The organism is Herbaspirillum hiltneri N3 (genome assembly GCF_001267925.1).
Lineage (GTDB): Bacteria > Pseudomonadota > Gammaproteobacteria > Burkholderiales > Burkholderiaceae_D > Herbaspirillum > Herbaspirillum hiltneri.
In genome coordinates this window covers 996,537-1,018,012 of the sequence record NZ_CP011409.1, presented here as the reverse complement: position 1 = coordinate 1,018,012, position 21,476 = coordinate 996,537, and the positions used below count along the sequence as shown (strand labels likewise).

At 62.4% G+C, this 21,476-nt stretch carries 20 protein-coding genes and 1 pseudogene; 8 read left to right on the top strand and 13 right to left on the bottom strand.

Features of this window, described 5'->3' with window-relative positions; translation table 11 throughout:
* Nucleotides 1–17: 17 nt before the first annotated feature.
* Entirely contained in the window at nt 18–1,250 is a 1,233-nt protein-coding gene (locus tag F506_RS04625) for an MFS transporter (RefSeq protein ID WP_053195550.1), read from the bottom strand.
* 130 nt (nt 1,251–1,380) lie between these two features.
* Between F506_RS04625 and F506_RS04620 the strand changes: the two genes are divergently transcribed.
* A complete protein-coding gene (locus F506_RS04620) occupies nt 1,381–2,295 on the top strand; it encodes a LysR family transcriptional regulator (RefSeq protein WP_053201258.1) in 915 nt (304 codons plus the stop codon).
* Nucleotides 2,296–2,364: 69 nt separating this feature from the next.
* Here F506_RS04620 and F506_RS04615 read toward each other — a convergent pair whose 3' ends face one another.
* The gene (locus F506_RS04615) at nt 2,365–3,927 is read right to left on the bottom strand and encodes a DHA2 family efflux MFS transporter permease subunit (protein ID WP_053201256.1); all 1,563 of its coding nucleotides are present in this window, start codon (nt 3,925–3,927) and stop codon (nt 2,365–2,367) included.
* 17 nt (nt 3,928–3,944) lie between these two features.
* Complete coding sequence (locus F506_RS04610) at nt 3,945–5,090, bottom strand: HlyD family secretion protein (protein WP_053195549.1); 1,146 nt, start codon at nt 5,088–5,090, stop codon at nt 3,945–3,947.
* A gap of 191 nt (nt 5,091–5,281) precedes the next feature.
* Here F506_RS04610 and F506_RS04605 point away from each other — a divergent pair, with 191 nt between their 5' ends.
* Nucleotides 5,282–6,760, top strand: coding sequence for an efflux transporter outer membrane subunit (locus tag F506_RS04605; RefSeq protein WP_235471378.1), 1,479 nt, complete (start codon nt 5,282–5,284; stop codon nt 6,758–6,760).
* A gap of 54 nt (nt 6,761–6,814) precedes the next feature.
* Here F506_RS04605 and panE read toward each other — a convergent pair whose 3' ends face one another.
* The 4 genes from panE to F506_RS04585 form a co-directional block, all read right to left on the bottom strand.
* A complete protein-coding gene (gene panE, locus F506_RS04600; protein WP_053195548.1) occupies nt 6,815–7,747 on the bottom strand; it encodes a 2-dehydropantoate 2-reductase in 933 nt (310 codons plus the stop codon).
* 2 nt (nt 7,748–7,749) lie between these two features.
* A complete protein-coding gene (locus F506_RS04595; RefSeq protein ID WP_235471377.1) occupies nt 7,750–8,100 on the bottom strand; it encodes a winged helix-turn-helix transcriptional regulator in 351 nt (116 codons plus the stop codon).
* A gap of 66 nt (nt 8,101–8,166) precedes the next feature.
* Nucleotides 8,167–8,970: an SDR family NAD(P)-dependent oxidoreductase gene (locus F506_RS04590; protein ID WP_053195547.1), complete on the bottom strand. Its 804-nt coding sequence runs from the start codon at nt 8,968–8,970 to the stop codon at nt 8,167–8,169.
* Between the two features lie 230 nt (nt 8,971–9,200).
* Nucleotides 9,201–9,761: a TetR/AcrR family transcriptional regulator gene (locus F506_RS04585; protein ID WP_053195546.1), complete on the bottom strand. Its 561-nt coding sequence runs from the start codon at nt 9,759–9,761 to the stop codon at nt 9,201–9,203.
* Nucleotides 9,762–9,962: 201 nt separating this feature from the next.
* On the opposite strand from F506_RS04585, the gene F506_RS04580 reads away from it, so the two are divergent.
* On the top strand, nt 9,963–10,604 hold the full coding sequence (locus tag F506_RS04580; RefSeq protein ID WP_053195545.1) for a glutathione S-transferase family protein: 642 nt from the start codon (nt 9,963–9,965) through the stop codon (nt 10,602–10,604).
* Nucleotides 10,605–10,668: 64 nt separating this feature from the next.
* Here F506_RS04580 and F506_RS04575 read toward each other — a convergent pair whose 3' ends face one another.
* The gene (locus F506_RS04575) at nt 10,669–11,007 is read right to left on the bottom strand and encodes an STAS domain-containing protein (RefSeq protein ID WP_053195544.1); all 339 of its coding nucleotides are present in this window, start codon (nt 11,005–11,007) and stop codon (nt 10,669–10,671) included.
* Between the two features lie 277 nt (nt 11,008–11,284).
* Between F506_RS04575 and F506_RS04570 the strand changes: the two genes are divergently transcribed.
* Entirely contained in the window at nt 11,285–13,024 is a 1,740-nt protein-coding gene (locus F506_RS04570; protein WP_053195543.1) for a chloride channel protein, read from the top strand.
* Between the two features lie 97 nt (nt 13,025–13,121).
* Here the strand turns inward: F506_RS04570 and F506_RS04565 are convergent.
* Nucleotides 13,122–13,740, bottom strand: a pseudogene (locus tag F506_RS04565) (3-oxoacid CoA-transferase subunit B).
* A gap of 12 nt (nt 13,741–13,752) precedes the next feature.
* The gene (locus F506_RS04560; RefSeq protein ID WP_053195541.1) at nt 13,753–14,457 is read right to left on the bottom strand and encodes a CoA transferase subunit A; all 705 of its coding nucleotides are present in this window, start codon (nt 14,455–14,457) and stop codon (nt 13,753–13,755) included.
* Nucleotides 14,458–14,616: 159 nt separating this feature from the next.
* Between F506_RS04560 and F506_RS04555 the strand changes: the two genes are divergently transcribed.
* Nucleotides 14,617–15,177, top strand: a complete 561-nt coding sequence (locus F506_RS04555) for a PAS and helix-turn-helix domain-containing protein (protein ID WP_053195540.1) — start codon at nt 14,617–14,619, stop codon at nt 15,175–15,177.
* An 11-nt stretch (nt 15,178–15,188) separates the two neighbouring features.
* Here F506_RS04555 and F506_RS04550 read toward each other — a convergent pair whose 3' ends face one another.
* The gene (locus F506_RS04550) at nt 15,189–16,091 is read right to left on the bottom strand and encodes a LysR family transcriptional regulator (RefSeq protein ID WP_053195539.1); all 903 of its coding nucleotides are present in this window, start codon (nt 16,089–16,091) and stop codon (nt 15,189–15,191) included.
* Between the two features lie 148 nt (nt 16,092–16,239).
* On the opposite strand from F506_RS04550, the gene F506_RS04545 reads away from it, so the two are divergent.
* Nucleotides 16,240–17,133: an MBL fold metallo-hydrolase gene (locus F506_RS04545; RefSeq protein WP_053195538.1), complete on the top strand. Its 894-nt coding sequence runs from the start codon at nt 16,240–16,242 to the stop codon at nt 17,131–17,133.
* 29 nt (nt 17,134–17,162) lie between these two features.
* Nucleotides 17,163–17,801 carry a DsbA family protein gene (locus tag F506_RS04540; protein ID WP_053195537.1) on the top strand — a complete coding sequence of 213 codons (639 nt, stop codon included), beginning with the start codon at nt 17,163–17,165 and terminating at the stop codon, nt 17,799–17,801.
* A 6-nt stretch (nt 17,802–17,807) separates the two neighbouring features.
* On the opposite strand, the gene F506_RS04535 is transcribed toward F506_RS04540, so the two are convergent.
* Together F506_RS04535 and F506_RS04530 are read right to left on the bottom strand one after the other, a co-directional pair.
* A complete protein-coding gene (locus F506_RS04535; protein ID WP_200907713.1) occupies nt 17,808–18,464 on the bottom strand; it encodes an HAD family hydrolase in 657 nt (218 codons plus the stop codon).
* 41 nt (nt 18,465–18,505) lie between these two features.
* The gene (locus F506_RS04530) at nt 18,506–19,948 is read right to left on the bottom strand and encodes an aminotransferase-like domain-containing protein (protein WP_053195536.1); all 1,443 of its coding nucleotides are present in this window, start codon (nt 19,946–19,948) and stop codon (nt 18,506–18,508) included.
* Nucleotides 19,949–20,128: 180 nt separating this feature from the next.
* Between F506_RS04530 and F506_RS04525 the strand changes: the two genes are divergently transcribed.
* The gene (locus F506_RS04525) at nt 20,129–21,451 is read left to right on the top strand and encodes an aspartate aminotransferase family protein (RefSeq protein ID WP_053195535.1); all 1,323 of its coding nucleotides are present in this window, start codon (nt 20,129–20,131) and stop codon (nt 21,449–21,451) included.
* The last annotated feature ends 25 nt before the right edge of the window (nt 21,452–21,476 follow it).

The window sequence follows — 21,476 nt, the reverse complement described above, 5'->3', positions numbered from 1 at the left end:
GCGGGAGGCGGGAGGTATCAGGCGTGCTGCGCATAGGCCGATGATTTCAGGGTGCGGATGAACAGGCTGACCAGCACCGAGAAGCAGGCCGCGGCAATCAGGAAACTGAACGCATAGTCGTAGTTGCTGAAGGCGCTGACCAGGAAGCCGATGACCAGCGGCGAAATGAAGCCGGCCGACTGGCCGCCCAGGTTGACCATGCCGATACTGGTGCCGATGAGATTGGCGGGCAGCATCTTGGTCGGCAGCGCGATGCAGGTCGCCAAGACGAAGGATTTGAAGAAATAGGCGATGCACTGATACGTGATCAGGGCGGCGACGCTGTTCGAGGTGTACATGCAATACACGAAGATGGCCGTCAATATCGAACTGCCGATCAGCAGATAGCGTTCGCGCCCGTCGAAGAATCGCATCATCACCCAGCCGCCGATACCGGTGGCGATGCCCGCCAGTACATACGGCAACGGCAACAGCAGCCCGACCGATTTCAGGTTCAGGCCGCGCTGCGTCATCAGGTACGTCGGCATCCAGGAATCCAGTCCCTTGTTGACGATGCTCAGGCCGAACCAGACCGCCACGATCTGCCACATCAGCGGCATCTTCAGCAGCGTGCGGAAGGCTTGCTTGTTGATCGCCTTCTTTTCCGCCTCTGCGGCGGCATCGCCCCTGGCCGCCCTGACCGGCTTCACCACGAACCAGTACATCAGCGCAAACGCCAGGCCGGCGATGCCGATGTAGTGGAACACGTTGCGCCAGCCGAACTGGATGATCATCGGTGCAATGATCAGTGGCGCCAACATGCTGCCGACATAGTTGGAGGACATCAGCAGCGACGACATCTTGGGCCGCTCTTCCTTGCTGAAGGTCTCTGCCACGCCCTTGACGCTGGCAGCGGGAAACGCGCCCTCTCCGAGACCGAACACGAAGCGGATGATGACCAGGCTGGAGATCGACCAGGCCAGCCCGGTGAAGGCGGTAAACACCGACCACATCAGGATGGAAATCACGATCACCGGACGCGATCCGAAGCGGTCGGCCAGCCAGCCGCCCGGCAATTGCAGCAGTGAATAGCCGAGGAAGAAGCTGCTCAGCAAGATGCCGAGGTCGGAAGGCTTGAGCTGGAATTCGCCGGCGATGTAGGTGGCCGCAAACGTGATCGCGGCGCGATCGATGTACGAGACGCACCAGCCCAGGTACAGCAGGGCCAGCACCACGTATTTGTATTTGCCCGCTTCTGTTGTTGCCTTCATGCTCAGTTCCTTCCCGGATGGAATTGACTCACGCTGATGAGTCCATCCTAAGGGTGCCGGTGGTTTGCAACAAGAACAAAGTTTCGAACAATCGATTGCCGATTCGGCAAACCACTTCTACAATGAAACCATGACCAATACCCGCGTCCTGCAGGGAACCTCGATACGCTACTTTCTGGAAGTGGTGCGGCGAGGCTCGATCACCGAGGCGGCCCTGACGCTGAATGTTGCGTCTTCCGCCATCAGCCGGCAAATTGCGCGGCTCGAGGATGAACTGGATACGCAGCTGTTCGAACGCGTTTCGCGCGGCATGAGGCCGAACGCTGCCGGCGAACTGCTGGCGGCCCACGCCCTGCGCGCCCAGCTGGAAACCGAACGTATCGGCAACGAGCTGCTGGCGCTGAAAGGCTTGCGGCGCGGCGAAGTCAAACTGGCCAGCACCGAGGGTTTTGCGCTGGACTTCCTGCCAGCGGCGATCGAACACTTTCGCCGGAGGCACAGCGGCATCCGCTTCCAGCTGTCGGTCGGCAATGCCGGCGACGTGGCGCAGGCGATTCGCGAGGGCACGGTCGACATCGGCCTGACGTTTACGATGGCGCCCGACCGCGACATCAAGGTGGAATATGCGCAGAGCGCCCCGATTCTTGCGGTCATGCACCCCAGGCATCCGCTGGCCGGGCGCAAGCAGGTGGTGCTCTCCGAGCTGGTCGGCTATCCCCTCGCGCTTCCCCAGAAGAGCATCACCATGCGGCGCCTGATCGATGCGTGCTGCAGCCGCAAGAACCTGCTGCTGGAGCCGACCCTGAGCAGCGATTCCATCAATGCCTTGCTGGGATTTGTGCTCGCAGGCGACGGCGTGGCCTTTGCCGCGGGGCTGCCGATTCGCAAAATGGTCCGCAACGGCGTGCTGGTGGCATTGCCGATCCGCGACCGCGACATGAACACGCTGCAGATGGAGATTCAGTCCTTGTCGGGACGCACCTTGCCGGATGCCGCCCGCGCCTTCCTCAATACCTTGATCGCACGTGCGAGCAGCGACGACTAGTTCGCCCGGGGGATGACCACCGTGCGGATCCGGCCGGCGATCGTCACCGGCCGGCTACAGATTTCCGGATCAATGCGCGTCGGCTGACGGTGCTTTCGGCGGCGCGACTTTGTGCATCAGCGGAATCAGCACGATCGCCACCAGGAAACACACCATTACCGCCAGGAAGGCATCGGCGAAGGTCTGCGTCTGCGCTTCGCGCATGGTCAGCTTCCACAGCTGCTGCAAGGCGCCGGTCGGTGCGCTGCCGCCGTCGAGCCCCCATGCCAGCATGTTGGCGCCGGTGTTCTGCAGCAGATTGTTCATCGATTCGTTGGCGCTGTTGAGATGTTCCGCCAGGCGCAGGAAATGCAGGTTGGTGCGATCGTTGAGAATCGTGCCGCACACGGCGATGCCGATCGCCCCGCCCAGATTGCGCATGAGGTTGAACAAACCCGAGGCCTGCTTCAGGCGCTCGGGCTTGAGCGCTCCCAAGGTGAGCGTCACCACCGGCGCCACCGCAAACTGCTGCGCGAACCCGCGCAAGGCTTGCGGCAGCAGCAACTCGCGCCAGCCCCAGTCGTGCGTGATCGGCGTGAAGTTCCACATGCTCAGCGCGAAGCAGGCCATGCCGAACATCATCAGCCAGCGCAGATCGACGCGCCGCCCGAGATAGGTGTAGAACGGAATCGCGCAGATCTGGAACAGGCCGGTGGCAAAGATCGCCAGCCCGATATCGAGCGCGCTGAAGCCGCGTACGTGCGCCAGAAACACCGGCGTCAGATACACCGTGGCGAAGATGCCGATGCCGGTGACGAAAGAGAAGAAGCAGCCCAGCGCGAAGTTGCGATCCTTGAGCGCGCGCAGATCGACCACCGGATTGTCGTACGCCAGGCTGCGCCAGATAAAGCCGATGCCGGCGACGATGGAAATCCATACGGTGGTTCTGATGACGTCGTCGCCCAGCCAGCCTAGCCGCGGACCTTCTTCCAGCGAATATTCCAGGCAGCCGAGACTGGCCGCCAGCAGGATCATGCCGAGATAGTCGGCGCCCTTGAGCAGCGACAGGTTGGGCTTGTCGATGCGCACCAGCATCGGCACCACCACCGCGACAAAGATCCCCGGCACCAGGTTGATGAAGAACAGCCAGTGCCAGGAATAGTTGCTGGTGATCCAGCCGCCCACGGTTGGTCCGAGCGTCGGCGCCAGGGAAGATAGCGCACCGACGGTGGCCGCTGCAATCACGCGCTGATGTCCGGAGAAATAGAAGAACGCCGAAGTGAACACCATGGGAATCATCGAGCCGCCGAGGAAGCCTTGCAGGGCGCGGAAGAAAATCATGCTGTTGATATCCCACGCCATGCCGCACAGCATGCTGGCGATGGTGAAGCCGACCGCCGACGCGCTGAACAACCAGCGCGTCGACATCACGCGCGCCAGCCATCCGGACAGCGGAATGACGATGATTTCCGCGATCAGGTAGCTGGTCTGGACCCAGGCGGTCTCATCCGCGCCGGCCGACAGGCCGCCGCCGATATCGGCCAGCGAGGCCGAGACGATCTGGATGTCGATCAGGGCGATGAACATGCCGACGCACATGGTGGCGAAGGCGAGGATCTTGGCCTTTTGCGTCAGTTCGGCAGGCGACGCCATGGCAGCGGCGCTCACGTTCAGCTCCGCTTGCCGGTGGCGTTGGTTGCGCTGGCTGCATCGGCTGCATGGGCTGCATTGGCCGTGCGCTCATCCACCTCCGCCGTCACCGACAGGCCGGGACGCAATTTCCCCAGGCGGGCGGCCTCGCCGTCGAGCAGGATGCGCACGGGCACGCGCTGGACGATCTTGGTGAAATTGCCGGTGGCGTTTTCGGCGGGCAGGATGCTGAACTGCGCCCCGGTGGCCGGTGCGATGCTGGCGACGTGGCCCTCGAAAGTTTCACCGGGCAATACGTCGGCCTTGATCTTCACCGTCATGCCGGTCTGGAAGCGGGCGATCTGGCTCTCCTTGAAGTTGGCGTCGACCCACAAGCCGTCGGCCGGCACCACCGACAACAGCTGTGCGCCGGTGGCGGCATATGCGCCGGTGCGTGCGCGCCGGTTGCCGACCACGCCGTCGACCGGTGCGCGCAGTTCGGTGTACGCGACATTCAATTGAGCGAGATTGCGTTCGGCGACGGCTTGCTGCATGGCCGCCTGGACTTTCTGCTTTTGCGTGGCGAGCACGTCGAGCTGGCGTTGCGCCGCAATCAGGCCGGCTTGCGCCTTCTGGCCGTTGGCCTGCGCCTGCTTGTAGTCGGCGTCGGCCTTCTGGAAGCTTTGCACCGACACCGCCGACTTGGCCGACAGGCTTTGATAGCGCGTCTGGTCGTCGCGTGTGCGGGTCAGGTCGGCGTTGCTGGCGGCGACACCGGCCTTGCCCTGCTCGATCACTGCTTCCTGCAGGCGGCGCTCGGCGTCGATGTTGGCCAAGGCGGCTTGCTGCGCTTGTACTGCGGCATCCAGTTTTTCCAGCACCGCGACGTAATCGCGGTCATCGATCTTGATCAGCAGGTCGCCGGCCTTGACGCGCTGGTTGTCGGTAACCAGCACCTTGACGATATTGCCCGGCACTTTCGGCGCGATCACGGTGATGTCGCCGCCGACGTAGGCATCGTCGGTATGTTCCCAATGGCGGCCTTCCGCAAACCAGTAGATCAGATAAGCGGCCACCGCCAGCAGGACCAGCGCCAGCACCGCAAATTTGATGAATTTCTTCTTGCCCACGGGCGTCGCCGTTGCCGTGGTTGCTGCCCCCGCTGTTGCATTTGTCTGCGTTGTCATCTTGATACCCCAATCCTTCTCTAGTGTCTGTCTTGCGCCCGATGGATGTCGCCTTGCGGCATTTTTTTACTACAAAGAATTTTTGAAACTGCCAGTTGCTTTCATTTTGATAGTTAGATTAAACTAGAGACTATCATTTTGCAAGTAACTTTTTAAAACACAACATCCGACACTTCTCAAGGGGTAATGACATGGGCAACAGCACATATATGGGCATCACCGCGGACGCCACCGCATCGCGCGCGGCGCGGCTGACGACCGTGGCGTTGGCGGCGGGGATTTTCCTGACGGCCTGCGCCAGCGGACCCGATTACCAGGCCCCGACGGTGACGACCGGGTCATTCCACAATGCGACGCTGCTGGAACAGCGCACGGCGACTGCAGCATCGATGCCACAACTTGAGCAGTGGTGGACCGGCTTCAACGATCCGGTATTGAGCCGCATCGTGCAGCGCGCAATGGAGCAGAATCTCGACCTGGCAGCCTCGCTGGCGCGCGTGGAGCAAGCGCAGGCAGTGGCCCGCCACGCCGGCGCCGAGCGGCTGCCGCAGGTCGGCCTGGATACGCAAGCCGGACGCCAGCGCCAGTCACTCAACAGTCCGCTGGGCAAGATCGCGTCCGGCTTTCCCGGCTATCAGCGCACGCAGACCTTGTATGACGTCGGCGTCGGCGCCAGCTGGGAGACCGACCTGGCCGGCTCGTTCAAGCGCGGCGCCGAAGCCGCCGATGCCGAGCGTGACGCGGCCGAGGCGGATCATCTCGGCGTGCGCATCTCGATCACGGCGGAAGCTGCCGATGCCTACTTCCGCATACGCAGTGCGCAGGCGCGCATCCGCATTGCCGAAGACCAGGTGCAGACCAGCGACAACTTGCTGGGACTGGTGAAGTTGCGCCTGCGCGACGGTTTATCCAACCAGCGTGAAGATGCCCTGGCGCAGGCGCAATTGTCGCAGGCGCGCTCCGGCATACCGCCCTTGCGCACCGAACTCGAGCGCCAGCTCAATCGCCTCGACGTCTTGATGGGTGCAGTGCCCGGCACCTACGCGCGCGAGCTGGACGCAGGCGCGGACGGCAATATTGTCGTGCCGGCCATCAGCGTCGCCGATGGCAGCGCCGGCTTGTTGCGCCGCCGCCCCGACGTGCTGGCGGCTGAGCGCAAGCTGGCGGCATCGAATGCGCGCATCGGCGTGGCCATGGCCGAGTACTACCCGAAACTGTCGCTGTCGGCCTTGCTCGGTTTTGAAAGTTTGGGGGCTGCCGGCCTGTTCAGCGCTGACAGTTTCCAGCCGCAGGCGGCGTTGGGATTGCGCTGGCGCCTGTTCGATTTCGGCCGCATCGATGCGGAAGTCGCACGTGCCAAAGGCGTCAACCAGGAAGCGCTGGCGCGTTACCGCCAGTCCATCCTGCGCGCCACCGAAGATGTCGAGAACGCCATCGTGACGCTGGTGCAACTGGAGAAGCAAAGCATCGAGCTGGCCGATGAAGTGGCGGCGCGGCAACGCGCACGCAGCGCGACGCAGGATGCGTATCAGGGCGGCGTACTGAGCCTGACCGAGGTGCTGGAGGAGGATCGCTTGTTGCTGCATGCGCGCGACCAGCTGGCCCAGGTGCGCGCCGACGATGCGCGTGCGGCGGTGTCGACGTTCCGCTCACTGGGCGGAGGATGGTAGAAGAAACTGCATGCGCCCCGTCCGGAGGCGCATGTATCCGGTGACCGCGACAGATCAGGCCGGCTGGTGCAGCAGGCGCGCTTCGTAGGTCTTGAGATGGGTGTAGACGACTTGCAGCAAGTCGGTTTTGACTGCCGCTTCGCGGCCGCGGCGCAGCAGGTCGCCGATGATGTGATCGGCTTCGATGCGCGCGCCGTTGCCGATATCGCGGAACATGGACGCGGTCAATGTCGAACCGGTTTCGGTGAGCATCTTGCGCGTGCGTTCGAAGAACGGGCCTCCCGGCGCATGGCCGTTGGCGGCGGCGACGCCGCTGGCTTCGCCGAGCAGGCCGTTGACGAATTCCAGTCCGCCGCTGGCGGCCATGATGTCGCCGATGTTGGAACGCATCAGGCTGGTGCTGCCGGCCAAAGATGCCAGCATGATCCATTTTTCCCACATCGATTGCAGGATGGCGGTGCTGACGGCAACGTCGAAGCCGGCGCCGGCGAGTTGCTGCCCGATCGCTTTCACGCGCGGCGATTCGGTACCGTCGCGTTCGCCGAAGGTCATGCCGTGGAAGGTATTCAGATGGCGGATGGCGCCGTCGGCATCGACGGTGCTGGCAATGACGCATTGGCCGCCGAGGACTTTTTCCGCGCCGAAACGCGCTGCCAGCATATCGAGATGTTGCATGCCGTTGAGCAGCGGCAGGATGGTGGTATCCGGTCCGACTGCGGCGGCAAAGGAATCGATGGCGTCGGCCAGGTCATAGGCCTTGCAGCTCAGGATGACCAGGTCATAGGCTTGCTGCAGATCTTGCTTTTGCACCGTGGGCGGATTCGGCAAGCTCAGGTCGCCGACCGGACTCTTGATCTGCAGGCCGTCCTGCGCCAATCGTTGAGCGCGTTTCTCGCGCACCAGGAAAGTGACATCCCGTCCTGCCGCCAGCATGCGGCCGCCAAAATATCCGCCGACTGCGCCGGCTCCCACCACCAGAATTCGCATTGCTAAATCTCCTCGCTTTTTCCCTGCAAATAATTTTCGGCATCCTCGCCCGGCAACGATGAGGACCGCGGCAGATCCGTCTGTCCTTCAATCGGCAAATGGCGGCTGCCCCAGTCGTACATCGCCGCGATCACGATACGGAAATCGCGACCGCGCTCGGTCAGGATGTACTCGTGGCGGGGCGGATGTTCACAGTATCGGCGCCGCTCCAGCAAGCCGGCGTCAACCAGCGTTTGCAGACGGCGCGTCAGCATGTTGGGTGATATTGCCAGATTTTTCTGAAACTGGTCGAAGCGCGTCAATCCGCGCAGGCAGTCACGCAGAATCAGAATGCTCCACCACTCGCCCACCATTTGCAGTGTGCAAGCGACTGGGCATTCCGCATCGGCTATGCATTTGTGACGCATGCGCGTGACGGCTTACTTGAGGTAGCGTGCGGCGGGCTTGCTGAGCGACAGGTTCGGGCCCATGGCGTGACGTGCGGCGGTCAGCGTTTCCCATTGGGCGGCGTCGGGCAAGGACGGAATTGTCACCGGCTCGCCCAGGTCGAGACCCGACAATGCGGCGTCGACCAGGTCGTCCACTTCCATCAGCATTTCCGCCGGCAGGTTTTCGATGCCGGTGCCGGAACGTTCCCAGATCTCGGTGCGGGTGGCGCCCGGCAATACGGCTTGCACGCGCACGCCATGCTTGCCCAGTTCTTTTTGCAGCGATTGGCTCAGGTTCAGGACGAAGGCCTTGGTGCCGCTGTAGGTGCCGTTGAACATTTCGGGCGCTAGCGCCAGCACCGAGGAGACATTGATCAGCGTGCCGCCCTTGCGTGCGATGAAGCCGGGTGCAACCGCTGCGGCCAGGCGCAGGACGGCGGTGATGTTGAGCTGGATCATGGCATCGTAGCGTTCGACGTCGCCGTCGGCCAGTTCACCGGAAATCGACATGCCTGCGTTGTTGACCAGCATCGTCACCGAAGCGTCGCTGCGCAGGCGTTGCTCGACCTTCAGCAGGTCGGCCTTGTTGACCAGATCGGCTGGCAGGATATCGACCTTGACGGAAGTTTCCTTGCGCAGGCGTTCGGCCAGGGTTTCCAGGCGCTTGACGTCGCGCGCCACCAGGATCAGGTCGTGGCCGCGGCGCGCCAGGCGGTCTGCGTAAGTGGCGCCGATGCCGGTCGAGGCGCCGGTGATCAGGGCGGTGCCGGGCTTGTTGTTGATTGCGTTGCTCATTGTGTTCTCCAAAGGGTTAGCGGTAATGCCCGACGATTCGGTCAGTTACTTTCATAATAATAGTTACATGGCGAAAGTCAAGCAAGTTCATCATTTCAATCGATGCAATAGGGAATGCCTAACGATGTCCGGTGCCTGACGGCGACGCCTCGGAACGGATGGGAAACTTCGGAGGAGATGCGGTGCAGCAACGAACGTCGCCGCACATCGGCCGCCGGCGGTGAGCCGGATTACTGTCCGAGCAGGACGGCCGGAAAATTGCGCATGGTGCGCGTAAACGGCGCCGTGCTGCCCAGCGCGCGCGAAACCACCAGCGAGCCGTGCAGCGTGATCATCGCGTCTTCGGCACGGCGGCCGGCCTCTTCCGCGCTGACGCCGGTTTCGGCCACGACGGCGGCCAGCGCCTTGATCAGGCCGCCGAGGCGCTGCTTCAGGTATTGCTGATACAGCTCGCCGGCTTCGCCGATCGTGAACAAGTCGGTAAGACAAGGCTTGGAGCCTTTGGCGTAGAACTCGCTGAGGCCGGCGCTGAATTTCTTCAGGCGCTTTTCCGGCGATCCTGGTTCGCTCAGCGCCGGCAGGACGTTTTCGCCGAGCCATATTCCCACGGCTTGCAAGGCCGCCTCACCCATGTCGGCCTTGCCGTTGGGGAAGTAGTGATAGAGGCTGGACTTGCCCAGGCCGGTTGCCTCCGACAGGCTCGCCAGGGTCGCTCCCTGGTATCCGGAGCGGCGGAATTCGGCGAGGATGCGTTGGACGACTTCGTCTCGGGACAGGGTGGGTGCGGGCATAAATATGACTTCGGTGAGGGACTGCGTCGTTGGCGGCTGCACTGGACAGATGGCGGCGCCGTTTTGCGTTTCAAGGATTATAGATTTATTTGACAGCCTGCTTTCGATTGTTTATTGTACCGAACGTTCGGTACGGTTTCTGAGAGATTGCCGAACTTGCATATTTCCCTCGATCCGCATCGCCACCTTAAGGAGTCTTCCATGTCGACCAGCCCAGCCAGACAACCCGCCCAACCCATCCGCCTGTACGGCTTTCCACTGTCCGGCCATAGCCACCGGGTCGAATTGTTCCTGACGCTGCTGGACCTGCCTTACGAATTCATCTACGTGGATTTGCCGAAGAAAGCGCAGAAGGACGCGGCCTTCCTGGCCAAGAATCCGCGCGGACAGGTGCCGGTGATCGAAGACGGCGACATCACGCTGTATGACTCGACCGCCATCCTGGTGTACCTGGCCCGACAATATGGCGAAGCCGGATGGTTGCCGTCGGACCCGGCCGATGCGGCGCGCGTGCAGCAGTTCCTGTCGCTGGCATCGGGTGAAGTGCTGGAAGGTCCCGGCAAGGCGCGTCTGGTGAAGGTGTTCGGCGCGCCGCACGACTACGCGCTGGCGACACAGAAGGCGGCGGCGTTGCTGCAACTGCTCGACGACCACCTTGCCGGTCGCAGCTTCCTGGTCGGCACGCGTCCGACGATTGCCGATATCGCCTGTTACAGCTACGTCGCGCACGCGCCCGAAGGCGGCGTCAGCCTCGATGCGTACACCCACGTGCGCGGCTGGATCGCGCGTATCGAGAGTCTGCCGAAGTTCGTACCGATGCCCGCCACGCCGCTGGCGGCATAGCAGTTCTGCACGGGAGGGATCTGATGCGATGGCCTGATCCTGAGGCGGAAGGATTCGCGCCGTATTACGCGTGGCTTGCGTGCGGCCATTCTTCGACGGTATCGACCACTTTGTAGAGCGCCGCAAAGCCGCTGTCGTCAAAGACATCGCGCACGCACGGACGCATGCCGGTCACCAGCAGGCAATCCCGTGCGCCTTGATTTTTTTTGCTGAGCAGATACAGCACCCGCAATCCGTCCGCACCGAGTTCGGTCAGGCCGCTGAAATCGAGAATCAACTTCTTTGCCGTGCCATCGCATTGCTCGCGCAACTGAACCACGAATTCGCCGACGCCATTGGCATCCAGACGGCCAGCCGCACGTACGATCATCACGCCGTCTTTTTGACTGGTTTCCAGCTTCATGTTGTCTTCCGTCGGTTGTAAGGGCTTTGTATTATGAACGCGCGCGAATGCAATCGGAGGCGCGAATGGTTACCAATCGTTACGAGCACCCTTCATCTCCATAGAACTCGATTTGATCAGTATCGAATTACGAAAACATTCCATATAGAACAACGAAAAATATCAACGACAAATCGATTTTTCCACTCAAATTCATTAAATACATCACATTGTGATATATTTAATTGCGCCAATTTTTCCGAATGCGCCGCCCCTTTTCACCCTTTCCGAATCCATCATGCATCGCCACCAACGCGACTTCGGCCTCGACCGCCGCGTACTTTTCCTTGCCGGTATCGCCGTCGTGATCGGCGGCATCAGCACCGTTGCCGCTTTCGTGCTGCTGAACCTGATCCATTTCTTCACCAATCTGTTTTTCTTCCAGACGCTGTCGTTTGCGGATCGCTCGCCTGCAACCCACGCGCTGGGAATGGCGGTGGTGGTCGTGCCGGTCATCGGCGGCCTGATCGTCGGACTGATGGCGCGCTTCGGCTCGGACAAGATCCGCGGCCACGGCATTCCGGAAGCCATCGAAGCGATCCTGTTCGGCAAGAGCAAAATGTCCGCCAAGGTCGCGCTGCTGAAACCGCTGGCTTCCGGCATCGTGATCGGCAGCGGCGGACCGTTCGGCGCCGAAGGACCGATCATCATGACCGGCGGCGCGATCGGCTCTCTGATCGCACAGCATTTCCACGTCAGCGCGGCCGAGCGCAAAACCCTGCTGGTCGCGGGCGCCACGGCCGGCATGACCGCCGTGTTCGGCACACCGGTTGCGGCGGTGCTGCTGGCGGTGGAATTGCTGCTGTTCGAATGGCGGCCGCGCAGTCTGTTGCCGGTGATCCTGGCGTGCGCGGTGGCCGGTTTTGCGCGGCCGCTGCTGCTGGAACCGGGCCCTTTGTTCCCGCTGCACACCGATCCGGTCGGCTTGTCGGCGCTGCTGGTATGCGTTGTCGCCGGGGTGCTGAGCGGTGCGTTGTCGGCGGCGATGTCGGTGGCCTTGTACTGGATCGAGGACCGTTTCCACGCCTTGCCGCTGCACTGGATGTGGTGGCCGGCGCTGGGCGCGGTGGCGGTCGGCATCGGCGGCTATTTCGAGCCGCGCGCGCTGGGCGTGGGCTATGACGTCATCGCCGATCTGCTCAACCATCACCTGGCCATATCGGCGGTGCTCGCCTTGCTGGCGGTAAAGGCGATCATCTGGGTGATTGCGCTGGGCTCCGGCACTTCAGGCGGCGTGCTGGCGCCGTTGCTGATGCTGGGCGCCGGACTTGGCACCGCAATCGCCTATCTGGTGCCGGGCAGCGATCCGACTCTATGGCCGCTGGTGTGCATGGCGGCGGTGCTGGCCGGCGTGCTCGGCGCGCCGCTGACCGCAGCCGTGTTTGCGCTGGGGCTGACTGGCGACTTCAACGCCTTCCTGCCGCTGCTGCTGGCGACCGGGATCGCTTACGGTTTTACGGTGCTGCTCATGCGTCGTTCCATCATGACGGAAAAAATCGCGAGACGCGGCCTGCACATCTATCGCGAATACAGCGTCGATCCGCAGGAACGCATGTTCGTGGAAGAAGTCATGACGCGCGATGCCATCTCTATTCCGGGTTCGCTCCGCCTGGCGGAAATCGCCGCCACCTACTTCGGCGCGACACAACAGCACCGCGCCTTCCCTGTCTGCGACAGCCACGGAAAATTGCTCGGCATGCTTGATCGCGACACCCTGCTGGCGCAGCTCGGCCGGCATGCCGGCACGACGCCGATCGGCGACATGCTGGCGTCATCCACCTCGCTGCTGGCCTTCTCCACGGAAACCTGCCAGTCGATCGCACGGCGCATGGCGGCGCATCACGTCGAACGCCTGCCGGTGGTGGCCGATGCATCGTCGCTGCAACTGATCGGCATTGTCAGCCGCAGCGACCTGGTCAAACCGGCGCACACCGTATTCCATGAAGAACACGTGCGCGAACGGCTGGCGCGGCGCTGAACAGAGCAAATCAAACGCGCATAAAAAACGGTACAGGCTTCGACCCCTGTACCGTCCGCTCTCCGAAGAGAACGCAGAACAAACTTGCGTATCCGGATCACACCGCGCTGACGTCCAGCTCCGCTTCGGTGTTGGCGATCACGTCTTCCTTGCTCACGCCCGTGGCCAGCTCGATCAGCTTCTGGCCACTCGGCGTCACATCGATCACGCCAAGGTCGGTGATGATGCGATTGACCACGCCCACGCCCGTCAGCGGCAGGTTGCATTGCTTCAGGATCTTTTGCGAGATGCTGCCGTCCTTGCCCTTGGCGACGTGCTCCATCAGCACCACCACGCGGCCGACACCGGCCACCAGGTCCATCGCGCCGCCCATACCCTTGACCATCTTTCCCGGAATCATCCAGTTGGCCAGATCGCCCTGCTGCGAGACCTGCATCGCACCCAGAATCGCGATGTTGATCTTGCCGCCGCGGATCATGCCGAAGGAGTCCGCCGACGAGAAGAAGGATGAGCCGGGGATGGTCGTCACCGTTTGCTTGCCGGCGTTGATCAGGTCGGCGTCGACCTTGTCTTCGGCCGGGAACGGGCCGATGCCGAGCAGGCCGTTTTCCGATTGCAGCCAGACTTCAATGTCCTTGGGGACGTGATTGGCAACCAGCGTCGGCAAGCCGATGCCGAGGTTGACGTAAAGCCATTTCGTCTCTGGTCCATGCCATTTCATGATCTCCTTATTTCGCCGCAGCCGAAACCGTGCGTTGTTCGATGCGCTTTTCCGGCGTGGCGTTGACCACGATGCGGTGCACGAAGATGCCGGCGGTATGGATCTGGTCCGGGTCGAGCTCGCCGATGTCCACCAGTTCCTCGACTTCGACGATGGTGATCTTGCCGGCCATGGCGACGTTGGGGTTGAAGTTGCGCGCGGTCTTGTTGAAAATCAGGTTGCCGGCACGGTCGGCCTTCTGCGCCTTGACCAGCGAGATGTCGGCTACCAGCGAGCGTTCCATGACGTACCGGGCGCCGTCGAACTCGCGGATTTCCTTGCCTTCGGCCACCAGCGTGCCCACGCCGGTCTTGGTGAAGAACGCCGGGATGCCGGCGCCGCCGGCGCGCAGCTTCTCGGCCAGCGTACCTTGCGGGGTGAATTCGAGCTCCAGTTCGCCGGCCAGGTATTGGCGTTCGAATTCCTTGTTTTCACCAACGTAGGAGGCGATCATTTTCTTGATCTGGCGGGTGTTGAGCAGTTGGCCCAGGCCGAAACCGTCGACGCCGGCGTTGTTGGAAATCGCCGTGAGGTTCTGTACGCCGGAGTCGCGCAGCGCGGCGATCAGTGCCTCAGGAATGCCGCACAGGCCGAAGCCGCCGACGGCAATCGTCTGGCCGTCCTTGACGATGCCGGATAACGCGCTGGACGCGTCGGGATAGACTTTATTCACGTGTCTCCTTTCGATTCTTATAGGTTCAAAATGTCAGCTGGCATCATAGGACGCTGATAGGGCAGCAACAATACGGTAAAAATACCTAGAACTCCCGCCAGGCCTTATTATTGGGGATTCTCAACAGTATTTTTACGATACCGCATTTGGCAGCACATCATGAGCAACTCGCATTCGATCGACTTTGAACAAGTATTCATGCATGCCCCGATCGGCATGTGTGTCTCGCACAATCGCGTGATCCAGCAAAGCAACCTGGCGCTGGCGAAGATGTTCGGCTATGCGCCGGGGGAATTGTCAGGCAAGTCCTTCAAGGTCCTGTATCCGACTGCAGACGAATTCGAGCGTACCGGCGTACGCCTGGTGCCCATCCTCAACGAAAAGGGCTTCTACTCCGACGAGCGCATCATGAAGCGCGCCAACGATGAGATGTTCTGGTGCCACGTCACCGGCGCCTCGCTGGTGCAGGGCGATCCGCATGCGGCCGGCATCTGGACCTTCGAGGACGTCAGCGCCAAGCGTCCGCTGGCGCCGGGACTGACGCCGCGCGAGCGCGAAATCGCCGCGTTGCTGGTGGAAGGCAAGACCAGCAAGCTGATCGCGCGCCAGGTCGAACTGAGTCCGCGCACGGTGGAAATGCATCGCGCCCGGCTGATGCGCAAGTTCGGCGCGGCGACGTCTTCCGAACTCGTACACAAGCTGCTCAGCATTACTCCGTAGCTGCGGAACGACTACGCCGTCAGTTGCCAGTCCGGTTCTCCGGCAAATCTCTCCGCCAGAAAATCCAGCATCGTGCGCAAGGTCGCCGGCATGTGCTTGCGCGACGCGTACACGCCGTAAATGTCGAGCACGGTCGGCTCATGCCTGGGCAGCAAGGCCACCAGCTCGCCCGAAGCCACGTAGGGCGCCGCAGCATAGGACGGCAGATGCGCCACGCCGGCGCCGGCCAATGCCGCCGCCAGCAAGACCATCGCTTCATTGGCGCTTATGTTGCCGCCCACCGCCACCGAACTGCGCGTGCCCTTGTAGTCGAACTCCCACAGGCTCTTGCCCACGTAGGAATGCGTCAGGCAATTGTGCAGCGCCAGGTCTTCCACCTTCTTGGGCGTGCCGTGCTCGCGCAGGTAAGCGGGCGAGGCGCAGATCGTTGAACGGCACACCGACAGCTTGCGTGCGATCAAGCTGGAATCGAGCCGCGTCGTCATGCGAATGGCCAGATCGATGCGCTCTTCCACCAGGTTGACGGTACGGTCCAGCATCACGAGATCGACCGCCACATCCGGATAGCGCTTGCAATACTCCGTCACCGCGCGCACCAGCTGCGGGCCGAACGAGGTGCTGGTGGTGATGCGCAGCAATCCCTTGGGCGCCTGCTGCGGCTGACTGACCGCGTTTTGCAGATCGCCAGCCGCCTCGAGCATCCGGCGGCAACGGGCGAGAATCTCGTTGCCCGCCGGCGTCAGGCTCAGGCGGCGCGTGGTCCGATGCAGCAGCCGCGCGCCGACCCACTCTTCCAGCTCCGCCAGGTAGCGCGAAATCACCGGCCGCGACAGGTCCAGCTGCAAGGCCGCCGCCGACTGGCTGCCGCTGTCGACCACCGTCACGAAAACCTGCATTGCCGTCAATCTGTCCATGTTGTGTTCTCCATGCCTGATTCCATTTGTCCGATTTCAGAAACAAACTATGTTCCATTATGCTGTTTTTCAAAAACAAATAAATCATTAATCTTCACCCATCGCAGTTTCCCGTTCCTGACCTTTGAACTACTTTGGAGAGATCAACATGCATCTGAACATTCGCACTATTTCCCGTCCGCTGCTGGCGCTGGCCGCCGCCGCGGGATTCCTTGCCGCTGGTAATGCTGTTGCTGCCGAGGCCCTCACCCTGAATGTCTACAACCCTGGCGAGCAGGCCTTGTTCCCGGTCAGCTCGGTGCTGGTCAGCGGCAAGCAAGACGCTATCCTGGTTGACGCTCAGTTCGGCCGTGCGCAAGCCGAACAAGTCGTCGCAAAGATCCGCGCCGGCGGCAAGAAGCTGGTGGCGATTTATATCAGCCACGGCGACCCGGATTACTACTTCGGCCTCGACACCATCAAGGCCGCCTATCCCGACGTGAAGATCCTGGCGACGCCGCAAACCGTTGCGCACATCAAGGAAACCATGGCCGGCAAGCTGGCGTTCTGGGGACCGAAGCTGGGCGCCGATGCGCCGACGCAACTCGTCGTACCGGACGTCCTCGACGGCGACTCGCTGACGCTGGAAGGCAAGAAGCTGCAAGTGGTCGGTCTCGACGGTCCGCAACCTGAACGCAGCTTCGTCTGGATTCCTTCGATCAGGGCCGTGGTCGGCGGCGTGGTCGTGGACGGCAATCTGCATGTCTGGATGGCGGATACGCAGGGCGCGCAATCGCACAAGGACTGGCTCGGCACATTGGCCCGCATCGAAAAGCTGAAACCGAAAACCGTCGTCCCCGGCCACTACGCCGCAGGCGCGCCGATGAACATCGCGTCCGTCAAATACACCCACGATTACATCAAGGCCTTCGATGCTGAAAGCGCCAAGGCGACCGACTCCGCCGCACTGATCGCCGCCATGAAGGCACGCTATCCTGCGCCGGCCAACGTCTCGTCGCTGGAGCTGAGCGCCAAGGTCGCCAAGGGCGAAATGAAGTGGTAGGCCACGTCGACGAAGCGAAAGGAAAACCCATGAGCATCACCGCCCTGCATTACATCTACGACCCGCTGTGCGGCTGGTGCTACGGCGCCGCGCCGCTGGCGAAAGCTGCACGCGAAGTCATGCCCGTAATCGGCCATGGCGGCGGCATGATGACCGGCGCCAACCGCAAGCAGGTCAGTCCGGCCTTGCGCAATTACGTCATGCCGCACGACCGCCGCATCGAGGAACTGAGCGGCCAGCCGTTCGGCGACGCCTATTTCAACGGATTGCTGCTGGACGAAACGGCGGTGTTCGATTCGGCGCCGCCGATTGCGGCGATTCTGGCAGCGGAAGAAATCGCCGGACGCGGACTGGACCTGCTGTCACGTTTGCAAACAGCGCATTATGTCGATGGCAAACGCATCGCCGACGCAGACGTACTACGCGTGCTGGCAGTGGAGTCGGGGCTGGATGGCGACGCATTCGCGCAAGCGTACGCGCGCATCGCCGGGGAAGAATTGCAGCAGCACATCGCCGCCAGCCGCCGCTTGCTGGCGCAGGTCGGCGGCCACGGGTTTCCGGCCTTTGTACTGGAGCAGGACGGCCGCTTCGAACTACTCGATACCGGCCGCTGGCTGGGAGAACCCGATGCGTGGCGCGCGCATCTCGCCGCGTACACGCACCGCTGAACCGGCTTACACAGGCAAGCCAAGTTCTCGCAGCTGTTTCACCGTCTCGGCGCAATCGACATGATGGATCGCATGCCAGCCGAGGCGGCGCGCGGCGTCGACATTGTGGGCGTTGTCGTCCAGGAAGACCAGTTCCGACGGCTTCAGGCCCGGCAGGTGCTCGCCGTAGCGCGTCAGCGCGATCTGGTAGATCACCGCGTCGGGCTTGATGCATTGCTCCGTTCCCGACACCACGATGTCGCGGAAAATCTGCAGGAAATCGTAGTTCGCCAACGCATACGGAAACGTCTCCGACGACCAGTTGGTCAGGCCGAACAGCGGCACGTGCTTGTCGTGCAAGGTACGCAGCAGTTCGACGCCATCATGCAGCGGCCCGCGCAGCATGTCGGTCCAGCGATCGTAAAACGCCCGGATCATCGGCTCGTGCTGCGGATGTTCGGCCACCAGCAATTCGGTGCCGTCCTTGAGCGTGCGACCGCCGTCCTGGCGGATGTTCCAGTCGGGTGAACAGACGTTGGTGAGGAAGTGTTCACGCTCGGCGGCATCGGGAATCAGGTCTTGATACAGGTGCAGCGGATTCCAGTCGAACAGCACGCCGCCGAAGTCGAACACGACGGCGCGAATGCCGGCCGGGCTCGCATAATCAGGGTTGAATTTTTGCATCAGGCGACCATCAGATGAAAGTTGAAGGAATGCTCTAGACATCAAAGCGTGCGGAAAAATTCATACAACTCCGCGGCATCCGCATACGCCACGTTGAAACGAAACCACGGCTGTTCCGGCGGCGTAAGGTGGAAGAATTCCCCCGGTGCCAGCCAGATGCCCTTTTGCCGCGCACGGTCGGCGATCTCGCGTGCGCTCAGATCGCAACCGTCCAGCCGGGCCCACGAAAACATGCCGCCGCGCGGCGTCGTGAACGGCGTCAGGCCGGTTTCACCGAGCTTGCCGTTGACGCGCGATTGCGCATTGAGCAGGGATGCCGCCAGGTTCTCGACGTGGCGGCGATGGTGGCCTTCGGTCAGCACGCTGTGTACCAGGCGTTCATTGATTTCCGAATTGGTCAGGCTCAGCACCATCTTGGTGTGCACCAGCTGGCGCGCCAGGTCGCGCTGGCAGGCGATGAAGCCGAGGCGCAGCGAGGGCGCGATGGTCTTCGAATAGCTGCCGACGTAAATCACGCGCTGCAAACCGTCCAGCGCCGCCAGCATCGGATCGGTCGGCTGGCCCAGTTCGCGGAAGATGTCGTCCTCCACCACCCAGAAGCCATGCCGCTCGGCCGCCTGCAAGACGCGCATTGCGCAGGCCGGCGTGTACGAAGTGCCGGTCGGATTGTGCAACACGCTGGTGGTGAAAAACAGCTTCGGCTTGTGCGTGCGCGCCAGCGTCTCCAGCATCTCGGTATCGACGCCGGTGGGCGTGCGCGGAATGCCAATCACGTTGAGGTCGGCCATCCTGAGCATGGCGATCAGGTTGCAATAACCGGGATCGTCGACGAACACCGTGTCGCCGCGCTTGACCATGGTGCGGATAATCAGGTCCAGCCCCTGAGTCGCGCCGTGCGAGGTCAGCACCTGGTCGAGCGAGACTTCCAGCGACCAGTTGGCCAGGAACTGGCAAATGATCTGGCGCAGCGGCGCGTAACCGTAGGGATGGCCATAGCCGACCTGCTGCGCGCCGGGCGAGCGGATGATGCGCCGCTCGGCCTGGTGCAGACCTTCGTCATCCAGCCATTTGCCGGGCAGCCAGCCGCAGCCGGCCTTGATCGGCACGCGCTCGTCGGCGAACATTTCCGACAGCAGCCAGGCTGAATCGATCACCGGATCGGGCGGCGTGAAGGCCATCGCCGGCGGCGGGTTGGCGCCCCTGGCCGCGATGAAGAAACCGGCGCCGCGCCGCACGATCAGCAGGCCGCGCGCCACCAGTTGCTCATAGGCTTCCACCACGGTCGAGGCGCCGATGGCGTGCGACTCGGCGAACTGCCTGACCGACGGCAGGCGTTCGCCCGAACGCAGCGCGCCCTGTTCGATCAATTGCGCCAGTCCGCTCACCACTTGCTCGACCAGGCGGTTGCCTGCCCCCCTGGCGCCACCCTTTGCACCGTTGCGTTCCAATGTCAGGTAAACCGCTTCCCGCTGGGCTTTCGCCATCTTTTCCTCGCTGCCGCCCGCCGCCGATGCGCTTCGCATCTTGTCAGGCGGGCAAGTGTCATCAATACAGATTGTTGAAACAAACAATACAGTTCTTCGGTTAATTCCAAAGTGTATCTAACAATCCAGGCCGCGTCTCGCAATAATCGAGCATCTTCAACCGCCCGAGGTGCGCCTGAAATGAACAAACCACTTTCCGCTTCCGACCTGTCCGCCTATTGGATGCCCTACACCGCCAACCGCAACTTCAAGGCCAGCCCGCGCATGCTGGTGTCGGCGGAAGGCATGTATTACCGCGACGACGCCGGCAACGCCATCCTCGACGGCACCGCCGGCCTGTGGTGCGTACCGCTCGGCCACGCCCAACCGAAGATCGTGTCGGCGGTGCAGAAGGCCGTGGCGACGCTGGACTATGCGCCGTCGTTCCAGCTCGGCCATCCGATGGCCTTTGAACTGGCGGAGCGCCTGAAGCAATACACCGGCGGCCGCTATTCGCAAGTGTTCTACACCGGCTCCGGCTCGGAAGCCGTCGACACCGCCCTGAAGATCGCCCTGGCCTATCACCGCTCCCGCGGCGACGCCACCCGCACCCGCCTGATCGGCCGCGAGCGCGGCTACCACGGTGTCGGCTTCGGCGGCATGTCGGTCGGCGGCATCGGCGGCAACCGCAAGACTTTCAATTCGGCCCTGCTGCAAGGCGTGGATCACCTGCCGCACACCCACAACCTCGAAAAGAACGCCTTCACCAAGGGCGAACCCGAATACGGCACCCACCTGGCCGACGAACTGGAACGCCTGGTCACGCTGCACGATGCGTCCAATATCGCCGCCGTGATCGTCGAGCCGGTGGCCGGCTCTACCGGGGTGCTGATCCCGCCCAAGGGTTACCTGCAACGCCTGCGCGACATCTGCACCAAGCACGGCATCCTGCTGATTTTCGATGAAGTGATCACCGGTTTCGGCCGCCTTGGCACGCCGTTCGCGTCGGACTACTTCGGCGTCGATCCGGACATTTTCACCACCGCCAAGGGCCTCACCAACGGCGTGGTGCCGATGGGCGCCGTGTTCGTCAAGCCGCACATCCACGACGCCTTCATGAACGGCCCCGACGGCATCGAGCTGTTCCACGGCTACACCTACTCCGGCCATCCGCTGGCCTGCGCGGCCGGTCTGGCGTCGCTCGACATCTTCGAACAGGACGGCATCCTCGAACATGCCAACAGCGTCGCCGACTACTGGCAGGAAGCCGCTCATTCACTGCGCGGCCTGCCGCACGTGATCGATATCCGCACCATCGGCATGATCGTCGGCATCGAGCTGGCGTCGATTCCGGGCAAGGTCGGCGCACGCGCCTACGACGCCTTCCGCCGCGCCTTCAATGACGGCATCCTGATCCGCGTGACAGGCGACATCATCGCCTTGTCGCCACCGCTGGTCATCGAGAAAAAGCACATCGACGAGCTGTTCGGCAAGCTTGCCGCCATTTTGAAAACACTGGATTAAGAACCTAAGAACCGAGGAAACAAGT